The organism is Actinocorallia lasiicapitis, assembly GCF_054778695.1.
On sequence record NZ_BAAGZI010000163.1, the window covers coordinates 1 to 11,966 of the forward strand.

Annotated in this window: 13 protein-coding genes; 4 read left to right on the top strand and 9 right to left on the bottom strand. The window is 67.1% G+C overall.

The window, feature by feature from the left end; translation table 11 throughout:
• From ACYVE7_RS18720 to ACYVE7_RS18730, 3 genes are all read left to right on the top strand, one after another.
• The coding region (locus ACYVE7_RS18720; RefSeq protein WP_460366166.1) for an ATP-dependent DNA helicase UvrD2 at nucleotides 1-1,879 on the top strand (1,879 nt) is incomplete at its 5' end.
• Nucleotides 1,880-1,916: 37 nt separating this feature from the next.
• The gene (gene tesB / locus ACYVE7_RS18725; protein WP_460366168.1) at nucleotides 1,917-2,780 is read left to right on the top strand and encodes an acyl-CoA thioesterase II; all 864 of its coding nucleotides are present in this window, start codon (nucleotides 1,917-1,919) and stop codon (nucleotides 2,778-2,780) included.
• A gap of 900 nt (nucleotides 2,781-3,680) precedes the next feature.
• Nucleotides 3,681-4,406: an adenylate/guanylate cyclase domain-containing protein gene (locus ACYVE7_RS18730; protein WP_460366170.1), complete on the top strand. Its 726-nt coding sequence runs from the start codon at nucleotides 3,681-3,683 to the stop codon at nucleotides 4,404-4,406.
• A gap of 1 nt (nucleotide 4,407) precedes the next feature.
• Here ACYVE7_RS18730 and ACYVE7_RS18735 read toward each other — a convergent pair whose 3' ends face one another.
• The 8 genes from ACYVE7_RS18735 to ACYVE7_RS18770 form a co-directional block, all read right to left on the bottom strand.
• Entirely contained in the window at nucleotides 4,408-5,001 is a 594-nt protein-coding gene (locus tag ACYVE7_RS18735; RefSeq protein ID WP_460366172.1) for a Pycsar system effector family protein, read from the bottom strand.
• Nucleotides 5,002-5,361: 360 nt separating this feature from the next.
• Nucleotides 5,362-6,753, bottom strand: a complete 1,392-nt coding sequence (locus tag ACYVE7_RS18740) for a tyrosine-type recombinase/integrase (protein WP_460366174.1) — start codon at nucleotides 6,751-6,753, stop codon at nucleotides 5,362-5,364.
• A 70-nt stretch (nucleotides 6,754-6,823) separates the two neighbouring features.
• The gene (locus ACYVE7_RS18745; protein ID WP_460366176.1) at nucleotides 6,824-7,012 is read right to left on the bottom strand and encodes a helix-turn-helix transcriptional regulator; all 189 of its coding nucleotides are present in this window, start codon (nucleotides 7,010-7,012) and stop codon (nucleotides 6,824-6,826) included.
• Nucleotides 7,013-7,061: 49 nt separating this feature from the next.
• On the bottom strand, nucleotides 7,062-7,286 hold the full coding sequence (locus ACYVE7_RS18750) for a helix-turn-helix transcriptional regulator (protein ID WP_460366178.1): 225 nt from the start codon (nucleotides 7,284-7,286) through the stop codon (nucleotides 7,062-7,064).
• Between the two features lie 98 nt (nucleotides 7,287-7,384).
• Nucleotides 7,385-7,705 (bottom strand): hypothetical protein, encoded by a 321-nt coding sequence (locus tag ACYVE7_RS18755; protein WP_460366180.1) that lies wholly within the window; start codon nucleotides 7,703-7,705, stop codon nucleotides 7,385-7,387.
• Between the two features lie 73 nt (nucleotides 7,706-7,778).
• The gene (locus ACYVE7_RS18760) at nucleotides 7,779-8,573 is read right to left on the bottom strand and encodes a hypothetical protein (RefSeq protein WP_460366182.1); all 795 of its coding nucleotides are present in this window, start codon (nucleotides 8,571-8,573) and stop codon (nucleotides 7,779-7,781) included.
• A gap of 103 nt (nucleotides 8,574-8,676) precedes the next feature.
• A complete protein-coding gene (locus tag ACYVE7_RS18765) occupies nucleotides 8,677-9,495 on the bottom strand; it encodes a rhomboid family intramembrane serine protease (RefSeq protein WP_460366184.1) in 819 nt (272 codons plus the stop codon).
• A 163-nt stretch (nucleotides 9,496-9,658) separates the two neighbouring features.
• Nucleotides 9,659-10,546: an NAD(P)-dependent oxidoreductase gene (locus ACYVE7_RS18770; RefSeq protein WP_460366186.1), complete on the bottom strand. Its 888-nt coding sequence runs from the start codon at nucleotides 10,544-10,546 to the stop codon at nucleotides 9,659-9,661.
• Between the two features lie 49 nt (nucleotides 10,547-10,595).
• On the opposite strand from ACYVE7_RS18770, the gene ACYVE7_RS18775 reads away from it, so the two are divergent.
• Nucleotides 10,596-10,967 (top strand): MerR family transcriptional regulator, encoded by a 372-nt coding sequence (locus ACYVE7_RS18775; protein WP_460366188.1) that lies wholly within the window; start codon nucleotides 10,596-10,598, stop codon nucleotides 10,965-10,967.
• 5 nt (nucleotides 10,968-10,972) lie between these two features.
• Here ACYVE7_RS18775 and ACYVE7_RS18780 read toward each other — a convergent pair.
• On the bottom strand, nucleotides 10,973-11,966 hold a 994-nt coding region (locus tag ACYVE7_RS18780; protein ID WP_460366190.1), incomplete at its 5' end, for a WD40 repeat domain-containing protein.

Sequence of the window (11,966 nt, forward strand, 5' to 3'; positions counted from 1 at the left end):
CCGGTTGCGGTCGCTGGGCGCGCCCGGCGTGCAGGCCCGCACCTTCCACGCGGCGGCGCTCAAACAGCTCCTGTACTTCTGGCCGCGCACCGTCGGCGGCGAGCCGCCGCGCATCATCGACTCCAAGATCGCGCTGCTGGCGGACGCGGCACGGGCCTGCGGCCTGTCGCTGGGCCGCAACGACCTGCGGGACGTCGCGGCCGAGATCGAATGGGCGAAGGTCACCCAGACCAGGCCGGAGGAGTACGCGGCGGCCGTCGTCCGGACGGCGCGCAAGGCGCCCCGCGACGTCGTCGACGTCGCCCGGCTGTACGTCATGTACGAGGAGCTGCGCCGCGAACGGAACCTGCTCGACTTCGAGGGGATGCTCGAGCTGACCGCCGCGATGATGCTCGACTACCCGGAGATGCGGCGGGCCGTCCACGAGCAGTACCGGTACTTCGTGGTCGACGAGTACCAGGACGTCAACCCGCTGCAGAAGCTGCTGCTCGACTGCTGGCTGGGGGAGCGCAAGGAGCTGTGCGTCGTCGGCGACCCCAGCCAGACGATCTACTCCTTCACCGGGGCCACGCCGGGGTTCCTGATGAACTTCACCGCCGAGTACCCCGACGCGACTGTCGTGAGGCTGGTCCGCGACTACCGGTCGACCCCGCAGGTCGTCCGGCTCGCCAACGAGGTGCTGAAACGGTCGAAGAACCGGCTCGAGCTGATCGCGCAGCGGCCGGACGGCCCGCCGCCCGCCTACGCCGAGTACGACGACGAGCTGGCCGAGGCCGAGGACACCGCCCGCAAGGCCGGGAAACTGATCGACGAGGGGGTTCCGGCCCGCGAGATCGCCGTCCTGTTCCGGATCAACGCCCAGTCCGAGGCGTTCGAGCAGGCGTTCGCAGACGCCGGGGTGCCCTATGTGCTGCGCGGGGCGGAACGGTTCTTTGAGCGTCCGGCCGTCCGGGAGGCCGTGGTGCGGTTGCGGGGGGCGGCCAGGTCGGGGGCCGACGCGCAGCTCGACGGGCTCGGGTTGATACAGCAGGTGCGGGCCGTCCTGGCCGGGTGCGGGTTCAGCGAGAAGGCGCCGGACGGGCGGGGCGCCGTACGGGAGAAATGGGAGTCGCTGGCGGCGCTCGCGCAGCTCGCCGAGGACATGGCGATGGCCACGCCGAACGCGGGGCTGCGGGAGTTCGTCGGCGAGCTGGAGGAGCGGGCGGCCGCGGCGCACGCGCCGCCGCTGGAGGGCGTCACGCTGGCGTCGCTGCACTCGGCGAAGGGCCTGGAGTGGAGCGCGGTGTTCCTCGCCGGGCTCACCGACGGCACCCTGCCGATCATCTACGCCGAGACTCCCGAGCAGATCGAGGAGGAACGGCGGCTGCTCTACGTCGGGATCACGAGGGCGCGCGAGCATCTGACGCTGTCGTGGTCGCTGGCCCGCTCGCCCGGGCAGCGCAAGAACCGGCGGCCGTCGCGGTTCCTGGACGGGGTGTCGTCGCAGACCGCCGCCCCGGCGCCGCCGCGGGTGGAGCGGAAGGCGGGCGTGCCGGTCAGCGGGGGCCCGCAGCTCTGCCGGGTCTGCGGCCGGTCGCTGACGGCGGCCGTCGAACGGAAACTGGGCCGCTGCCAGGGGTGTCCCGCGGAGCTCGACGCCGCGCTGATGGAGGCGTTGAAGGAGTGGCGGGCCGCGACCGCCAAGGCCACCAAACAGCCCGCCTTCGTGATCTTCACTGATGCGACTCTTCAGGCGATCGCGGAGCGCCGTCCCGTGTCGGCGGCCGAGCTGGTGCTGATCGGGGGGGTCGGGCAGCGGAAGCTCGACAAGTACGGCGGGCCGGTGCTCGCCCTGTGCCGGGGGGAGGAACCAGGCGAGATCTTCGTGGACGGCCCCTGACGGCGCGCGCCGTCGCGGGATTTGCCAGACTGACGGGGTGAACGACGCGCTGAAGAACCTGCTCGACATCCTGGATCTCGAGCAGATCGAGGATGACATCTTCCGAGGACGGAGCCCGGAGGACCGCCAGCAGCGTGTCTTCGGCGGCCAGGTCGCGGGCCAGGCCCTGGTGGCGGCGGGCCGGACGGTGCCGGTGGCGCGGCATGTCCATTCGCTGCACGCCTACTTCATCCGGCCGGGCGATCCGAGCGTCCCGATCGTCTACACGGTCGACCGGGTCCGTGACGGCCGGAGTTTCTCCACGCGTCGGGTCGTCGCCGTCCAGCACGGTAAGGCGATCTTCACGTTGAGCGCGAGTTTCCAGATCGTCGAGCCGGGCCCCGAGCACATGGCGCCGATGCCGGAGGCTCCCGACCCCGAGTCGCTGCCGCCGGGCCGTGACCGCCTGGCCGCCCTGTTCGGCCCCAAGATCGCCGACGAGTTCGCGGGCCGCCGCCCGTTCGACCTCCGCCACGCCACCCCTCTCACCTGGGAGGCCGTGGGCAAGCCGGAGCTGGCCACCCCGACCTCCCTGGTCTGGCTGAAGGTCAACGAGAAGCTCCCCGACGACCCGCTCCTGCACGTCTGCCTGATGACCTACGCCTCCGACATGACCCTCCTGGACACCGTCCTCCTCAACCACGGCCTGGCCTGGGGCGACCGCCGCACCGTAGGCGCCTCCCTGGACCACGCCATGTGGTTCCACCGCCCCTTCCGCGCCGACGAATGGCTCCTCTACGCCCAGGAGACCCCCAACGCCGGCGGCGCCCGCGGCCTGGCCCGAGGCCAGGTCTTCACCCAGACCGGCGACCTCGTCGTCAGCGTCGTCCAGGAAGGCCTCATCCGCGTCTCCGACGCCTGAGCAGCGCTCCAGCAGCTCCTCAGTGAAGTTTCCATCAGGCGTCGGACCGGCTGTCGCTGAGACGGAGTTAGCCCCGCGGAGGGTGGCCATGGCCGCTGTTGATCGTGGTCCACCATGTGTCATCGCGTTACACCGCGATCCACTGTTTTTGTGCGGATTGTGTGCAGAGATCACCAAGTGGTATAGACCAATTGGCTAGCGTTCCCCGCCTCGGGCTCTACTGGCCCGGTTGCCGACTTGTGTGGGACCCGTGCGAGGCCCCGCACAGACCATAACCGGGCACGCAGATGCCACGCCCTCCGCCGATGAAGCTACAAGGCCCCCACCTCATCCAAGTCCGCAACCGTTGGACTCTGGACACATGACCTGTGCAAGCGGCCATCAAGATCTCCAGCTCCACGGACATGCCGTGCCAGGTAGGCGGCCAACCGCTTCCCGGTGGGCGGACACGAGAATTCCCGGCGGCGGCCGTCCTCTCCAGCGGCCAGGCCCTGGCGAGGACGGGGCTGTCGATCGGGTGCAGCGGTAGGAGCCTGGGCAACTTGAATGACGTGATGGTGCCGGAACCCTGTGCCGTAGGGCCGCGGAGCGGTCCTACGGCGTCGATCGCCCCCGACCCGTGACGGAGCCGAGCCGGACCGGGCGATCGTGAGGACCGAGCCGGTGAACTCGAAGAGAGCGCGCCTGGCCGTACAGCGGGAGGTGAACTGGCCGCCAGCCTGGAGATCGCGTGGCCGTGGGTCTGGAGCCGCTTGTCCGCGTACCGGGCGATCTTGGTGTCCGTCCACAGACCTGCGCGACGCGCAGCAAAGCCGAGCTGGAGAAGCTATCAAATCGCCCTACGATTCACAGTCGCCCCCGTTACACTTGATGCCCTATCGAGACCAAGGGCGGCAGGCCGTGAAAAGTACCGGAAAGTCTTATGACCACGTTGCTAGCTACGACAGAATTAAGAAAATTCTCGACAGCTCGGATAACGACTACACGGAAGTCGATTCTCTGCCCGATCGAGACAAGCTAACCTTTACTAATGGATTCTATGCAAATTGCTCAGCGATGTTTGTCGATATTAGAAAGTCGTCAAGCCTGCCCGATAAGTATAAGCGACCGCGATTGGCAAAGCTCTATCGGTCGTTTATATCCGAGGTTGTTGCAGTTATGGATGGTGACAGCAACTGCAAAGAGGTCAATATTGTTGGAGATGGCGTATGGGGCGTCTTCAATACACCCCTCAAATCGGACATTAACTCGACCTTGGGAACTGGCGCAAAAATAAATTCGGCTGTCAAAATGCTCAACTATCAGCTTGTGAAGCATGGATATGAAGAGATAGCGGTAGGTACCGGAATATCATACGGTCGTGCTTTGGTTATTAAGGCCGGTTATCTTGGGAGTGGAATCAATGAAATCGTATACATGGGCGATGTTGTCAACAAGGCGGCGAAGCTCGCCGCTCACGGCAATGAATCTTACTGGCATGATCAGATGATGGTCTCTGACGTTTTCTACAACAATCTGAATGACCATAATCAGGCGCTCTTTAGGGAGAATGCCACCTACTCATGCTGGCATGGCAACATTGTAAATGTTGCCATGAATCAGTGGTACGAAGAAAACTGCAAGTAGGTTAGCCGAGACAGAAATTTAGTATGGGTGCGGTGATGCACAATGCAACCGCAAAACCATAGCACAGAAGACATCTTCTGATCTTCTTGTATTTGCTATCAACGATGTGGCTGACTACCCAAACTTGGTCGACGGTTCGTTGAAAGCTTTCCGAACTTGCTGCTGATATCGCATCGGCAAGGACGTCCTTTCCGTTCCGATCAATCTTAGCCCGAGTTTCTTTTCTCCACCCTTTCTTCTCTCGATATAGTACGACATGGCCGAAGTAGGCGAGCTTTGAGCGATCTCCGAAATGTTTTGTGCGTGGAAGTAGAACCCAGGCGATATTAAACAGGCCGATGGCTGCAAAAATCAGCCCGGCCCAAAATATCCACTCAGTTGCAGGATGGTTATTCAGATTCGACGGGTTCCATTTTCCCTGGAGCGCAGAGCTGGCCAATACGCTGAAAGCCACGCCCGAATAACCCAGAAGACTTGAAGCCTTACTGTCTGCCCGGTTCAATTCTTCTCGCCCTTCCCTTAGGAGGACTTCTGCAAAGTCGCTTCTAGCGTCATCTGCATTCTTTTCGTCACTGGACTTTTTGAAAAATCTCAAATAAATTCACTCTCCTTCCCAGTGCTTATTTTTGGTATGCTGCCCAGCTCATTTGAGAAAATCGGACGAGCTGCTCTAGGCGAGCGCGGTAACCGCGACTCTTGGCCGATCTTGTTTTCTCTCCGCTCCGGCGTAATGCAACAGACTACCGAAGCGCCGGACGTACCGGAGGGTCCTCCGGGCCGTGGTTCGGCTAGGAAACCCGAGGGCGTTCCCCGCTAGGACTTGGATGAAGGCGGGTGGCAAGTCAGCCCTGATGTCGTGACGGCACGTGGGTGGGCGGTATTGCACAGCCTTGGCAGTAGCTGGGGCGTTGGACTGCCCCTGGCTACTGCGCTTGGTGGATTGGGTAAGAGCGGCCTAAAAGAGGTCTCCGGGGGCGCCGAGGGCAGTGATGATGCGTTGGGTCATCTCGTCGCGTTGGCCGTGGATGCAGCGGGCATAGGTGCTCATGAGGATTGGGACGGTGTTCCCGGCGCGTTCGGCGACCTCGGCCGCGGGGACTCCCGAGTTAAGCCAGAGCGTCAGGCAGGCGTGGCGCAGGTCGTAGGGACGGCGGGCGAGAGGCGAGTTGTAGAGCTCGGGCGGTAGGGCCAGCGCCCGCGCCTTGTGCCAGACGTCCAGGTATCGCGTGGAATCCAGGTCCTGGCCATGAGGGCCCCGGAAGAGCCGTCCGTCCTCGGTGACGCCGTGGACCTTGATGTGCGCGCGGAGGATCCTCACCAGCTCGGGTGGGATCGGCACGTCTCGCCCCGTGTTTGCGGGACGGTGCTTCAGCCCACGCTTCTCGTGCTTCTCGCCGTCGTCGGTCCAGGCGCTGCCTGCGCGGGTGCTGGCGCCGTTCAGCACGATCAGGCCGGGGCCGGATTCCGGGAGCGTGCAGTCGAGGCGTCGAAGCTCGCACGCCTCCTCTGGGTGGAGGCCGGCGAAGTAGAGGCAGGCGAAGAAGGCCGTGAGTCGCGGCCCGCGCTGGAACTCGAATTCGCCGACGTAGGTCGTGGCGACCAGGAGGGCGCGGGCCTGGTCGGGGCTGGCGACGACTCTCGGGTCCACCACGTTGGATACCTCTGGGGGCGTCCAGACCAGGCGTTCGATCGGGTCGTAGTCGAGGATGTCGTCTTCGACGGCGTGATTGACCATGCTCGTGAGGACCGCCCGGTGCCGGGCCGTGGAACTCGGTTTGCCGGGTTTGCCGTCGTATTTGGTGCCGATGAAGTCCAGCAGGCCGCGCAGGAAGTCGCGGTCCAGCAGAGAGCTGATCGGAGGGGAGCTCTCTGCGAGCCACGCCAGAGTGGCTGCGACGTCCTCTGGTGGGGAGTCCCGTCGGTGGGGACGGAAGGCCCATTCGCGCAGGGCGTTCCGGAGCAGCTGAGCGCTGGGAGCTCCCGGGAGATCCTCAACTCGGTAGATCGTGACGCGGATCAGCCCCTGCGCGCTGTTGCGGCGGCTGTTCCCCGCGGAGCCCTTCCACTTGCGCTTCGCGTGGCTGACCGCGACGTCGTAGATCGTCACCTCCTTGGGCTTCTCCTCCTTCGGCTGCATCGAGGTCGGCAGGCCCTCCTTCTCGATGTCGAAGTGCTCGCCTCGATTGGCGGCGGCGATCAAGCCGTTGCGGAAGTGCTCTGCCAAGGTAGACGTGGCGTAGGACAGCGTGAATGGTTCGCGGTCGACTTTCCAGCGCACCTGATAGGGCTTCGGGCGGCCGTCGTTACGCACATGGGTCTTCCAGAACTGGACGTTGCCGATCTTCATTGTTCTCCTGGGGGATTGCGGCCAGAAATGCGAACGGCCCCCGGTTCGTGGGGGCCGTTCGGTAGGTCGGTCAGTTGTTGGGGAGGCTCTCGATCCACCGGATGACTTCGGAGCGCAGGAACCGCATCTGCCTGTTCGGCAGGCGGTGGAGGCGGGGACCCCGCCCGGTCGCGCGCCAGCGGTAGAAGGTCGAGCGCGAGACGCCCAGGTCGCTCATGAGCTGCTTGGCCGTGAGGAACTCGTCGTTTTCGGGGTTCACTTCATCTCCATCTGAGGGGCTTGCTGATCTGTTGGGAAGCTCGGGTGCGTCAGGCGCTAAGGAGTCGGGACGCCATCCAGGCGTCGAATTCGGCGCGGTCGATGCGCAAGCTGCGGTTCGGCAGGCGGTAGAGCGGCGGGGCCTGGCCCTTGCGGCGCCAGTCGTCGAAGGTCGATCGCTTGATCCGAAGGATCTCCAGGACCTCTTCGACCGTCAGGAACGACTCCGGGTGCTCCTGGTCGTGCTCGGGGTTGCTCAGGCTCTGGTCGGTCATGGCTATGCCTCCGAAGTGGGGGTTGTCTCGATCGGGCTGAATCAATGAGAAGAAGGGGTCTTCGCGGCGAAGAATGTGACAGCGGCCTTCGAGTTTTTTCAGGTCCGCCTTCCAGCAGGGGCGGGGAGCGGCCGTGCGATCCCGTTGGCGATCGCACGGGCGACGATGCGTTGGGCGAGGCGCTCGGGGAGACCGGTCATGGTCCCTATCTCGATGAGTCGAGACTCGATCTCCGAGCGGGATGCCCCTGACCAGGCAAGGAGCCCTCCGGTCTTGTAGGCGAGCGCGGAGAGGGCGCGTTGACGGCCGTCGCGGAGTTGGGCAAGCTCTGCTGCTCCGCGTTCGAGGACGGTTGCCAGGTAGGCGGCGTGGCCAGTCCCGGCACCCACGCTGAGCTGGGTGGGCAACCCGTTGCCCAAGCTTTTAGGCAAGACGCGCCGGAGGCCTGACCGGCGCGTTTGGTGCGCCGGAGGGGGTCGCCGGTCGAGGGCGTTAGCGGGGTGGTGGGGTGGCGCCCAGGTCCGTCCAGAGGTGGATCTGTGACAGGTCGGAGGGGCCGGTGATGTCGATGGAGTGCTGCCAGGCGAGGACCTGGGGTTCGGTGAGGCCGGCGTTCTCGATGTCGGCGGGGGTCAGGTTCAGCAGGGCGAGTTCGCCGACCGGACGGCCCGCGGCCCGCCACGCGTGGACGGCCGGGGGAGCGTCGGTCCAGCGGGACCAGATCTCCTCCTCGGTGAGGGCGAGGAGGTGGCGGGCCGTGTGGAACCGGCGGGTGACCTCGAACTCGGGGTGCTCCTGCTCCCACTCGTCGATGAGGTGGGTGACGGCCGCGTACTCCAGCGACGGCCACGGCGAGCGCAGCAGCCAGATGCGGCCGGGCGGCGGCGCGGGCAGGCGGTCCTGGCGGGCGAGGTCGACCTCCTCGCCGCGGTGATCGGCGTGTTCGTCGATCGTCCAAGGCCGGATGATCATGGGGCTTTCGAAGTCGTCGGGGTCGCTGTAGTCGGCTTCGACGCGCGGCAGCCGGTCGGGAACCCAGCAGCGGTGCTCCGGCGGCCAGACGGCCGGGAGCGTCGAGGCGTACTCGAGTACTGTCCATCCCTCGTCGACCAGGGCGGCGACCTCCGGCAGGTCGCCCGGCCCCGGCCAGTCCACCCCGGGCCCGACGGGCAGCTGCCCGCGCAGCTCCGCCAGCTCGGCCAGCCGCTCCGGCAGAGGCTCCAGCCGTCCGCCCGCCGGAGGCTCGTTCCATCCCCAGGGGTCACGTCGGCCACCGTCGAAATCCATGCTTCACGGTAAGCCACGACACCGGTCGTCCGCCCCCGGCACGTCCCGCCGCGCCGCCCCGGGTGAAGGCGGGCGCGGGGTTCAGGAGTTGAGGGCGCGGGGTTCAGGAGTTGAGGAGGACGAGGCCGAGGATGGTGGCCAGGGTGGCGGCGCAGGCGGCGGCCTGGATGAGGGATTGGCGTTCGCGGGGGGCGTGGGCGAAGGCCAGGCCGAGGGCCATGCCGGTGGCGAGGCCGCCCAGGTGGCCCTGCCAGGAGGTGAAGGACGCGCTGACGACCATCCAGACCACGTAGGTGATGAAGATCTGGTCGACTTCGAAGCCGACGCGCCGCCCCATCACGAACGCCGCGCCGGCCAGGCCGAACAGCGCGCCGGACGCGCCGACGGCCATCGTGTCCGGGGAGATCAGCGCGGCGAGCAGGCTGCCGCCCGCCGCCGACAGCAGGTACAGCGCGGTCAACCGCCACCAGCCGAGCTGCTCCTCCAGTTTCCGGCCGAGGAACCAGAGCCCGAGCAGGTTCAGCAGGATGTGCGCCGGCCCGAACGGCCCCTGGTCGGGGAGCTGGTGCAGGAACGCCGGGCTGAACAGCCGGTACCACTCGCCGTGCATCAGCCCGACGAGCTGATCCGGCAGCCCCGGGCTCATCCCGTCGGGCAGCCCGTCCACCTCGTACAGCCGCGGATCGAGCCCGTAGACCCGCCCTTCGTACACGAACCCCTCGCCGAGCCCGGCGAACCGGTCGACGAGCCGGGGCCGCGCCACCTCCACGACGTACGCGACGAACGTCAGCACCATCAGCGTGTACGTGGCGTACGGCCTGCTCCCGACCTCGCCGCCGAAGACCGTCCGCACCCGCCGCATCGACGCCTGCCCGGCCTTCACGCACTCCACGCACTGGTGCCCGACGGCGGCCGTCCGCATACAGTCCCCGCACATGTACCGGTCACACCGCACACACCGGACATGTGTCTCCCGCTGCGGATGCTTCCCGCACCGGGCCTCAACCGACGAACTCACGCCAACTCCCCACAGACACACCAAGTCGAGCGGCAAACCCTACTCAAAACGGCGGGTGGTCGGGTCGTCAGGCCGGAGTTCGGAACTGGGCGATGAGGGCGGCGTAGCTGTGGCCCGCGTGTCCCGCGTCGGCGGCGCGGGCGGCCAGCCGCCGGATGAGGGCGGGGAGTTCGGTGTTGACGCCGAGGGACGCGCTCTCGTGGAGGAGGTGATCCATGGCGGCCAGATGGGTGGCGACGGTCGAGTCGTGGGCGGGGTAGTCGGCGGCGTCGATCTGGGCGGCGTAGTCGGACAGCCAGGTGGCCATGACTCCGAAGCCCTGGGTGAGGAACGGCGCGACGGCGACGGCGTCGACCTTCGCGGTGCCGAGGAGCGCGGTGGCGTGGAGGAAGCCGTTGAGGACGCTCCACATGAATCCCAGCATGGCGGCGTCATAAAGGGAGGCGAGCCCGGGGTCGGCCCCCAGATGGGTGGTGGCCGCGGCGAGATGGCGGAGGGTGGCGGCGTGCGCGTCGAACGCGTCGAGCGGGCCGCTGTAGATCACGACGGCGGCTTCGGTGCCGATGTCCTGGGGCACGGCGAGGATCGCCCCGTCCAGATAGGTGAAGCCGCGTCCGGCGGCCCATGCGCCCATCTCCCTGGCCTGCTGGGACGTGCCCGACGTCAGGTTGACGACGACGCGCCCCGCCAGCGCGTCGCCGAGCGGTTCGAGAAGCCCGCGGACCGCCGGATAGTCGGTGACGCACACGATCACGAGGGGGCTCGCCGCGACGGCCTCGCCGACCGATCCGGCAAGTCGCGCGCCGAGCCCGGTCAGCTCCGCGGCCTTCTCGGGGGAGCGGTTCCAGACGGTCGTCGGGGTTCCGGCGCGCAGGAGGGCGGCGGCGAGCGCCCGCCCCATCAGTCCGAGGCCGAGGACGGTCACAGGGTTCTGGGTTCCGTGGAAAGCGTTCATGGCACAATCGTCAACGTTCATACCGGTATGAAGGTCAAGGGGAACCGCGATGTTGATCGGTGAACTGAGCCGCCGCACAGGCGTCGGCGCCCATCTGCTCCGCTACTACGAGGAGCAGGGCCTGCTCGCGCCCGGCCGCGGCGCGAACGGCTACCGCGACTACGCCGAAGGCTCGGTCCTCACCGTGACCCAGATCCGCGGCCTCCTCGACGCGGGCCTGTCCACCGAGGATATCGCCTACCTTCTCCCGTGCGCCCAGGGCCGGACCCCGGAGTTCGACCCGTGCGACGACCTCCTCGCCCTCCTCCGCACCCGGCTGCGCGGCATCGACGACCGCATCGCCGCCCTCACCGAGACCCGCTCCACGCTCGCCGCCTTCATCTCCACCACCGAAAGCCGCCCACCGGCCGGGCCCTGCTGAGAGGGTCAACGCGCCCAGAGGTGGCATTCGCCGTAACCGCCGCCGGCGACGTAGCGGCCGTCGGGGGAGAAAGCGACGGCGACAGGGGGTTTCGCGGTGTGGAAGGTATTCTGGACGGTGCCCGAGGCGCCGAAGGAGACGAGGACCGTGTTGCGGCCGTCGACTTTGCCGCCGACCGCGATGTAGGTGCCGTCCTGGTCGTAGGCGATGGGGAAGACGGAGTCGATGCCCTTCACCTGTTCCGGCTGGTCCTGGTTCGGCCCGCTGAACGACCAGACGTGGGCGCTGTCGTGTTCGGCCGTCAACAGGGTGTCGCCCCGGGCGGAGAGCTCGACCGTGTGGGCGGTGGGCAGCCGGTGGACGCGCTTGTCGGTGGAGAGGTCCCAGACCTCCACCGGGGCGCCGCCGATGGCCAGCAGCGGTTTGGTGCTGGCGAACGACACCGAGGCCGGGAACTGAACACCGTGCTTGATCCGGCGCAGCTCACGGCGGGAGTCGACATCCCAGAGCCGGACGGTCGCGTCCTGGCTGCTGCAACTGGCCAGGACGCCGTCGGCGGACCAGGCCACCGAATCGCAGCCGCTTCGGTGGCCGCTGAGCGAGCCGACCTCCTTGAGCGTGACGGGGTCGACGAGCCGGACCACGCCGTCGTCGCAACCTGCGGCGATCAGCTTGCCGTCGGGGGAGAAGGCCACGTCGATGACGCCTGTCCTGATGCCGTCGACGACCGATTTCCGCTTCGTGGTGACGTCCCAGACGACCAGGTACTCGCTGCGGTCCGACGACCCCGAGAATCCGCCGCCTGCCAGCAGCCTGCTGTCCGGGGAGAACGCCATCGTCCGCAGTGAGCTCCCGGAGAGGCGCGCCAGCTTCTCCCCGTCGCGGCCGTCCCGGATCAGGTAGAACCCGCCTCCCACGACGGCCGCGCCGGCGAGTGCGGCGGCCGCGCCCAGCAGTGTTCGCCGCGGCATCCCGCCCGGCGCCGGCGGCTGGGTGGCC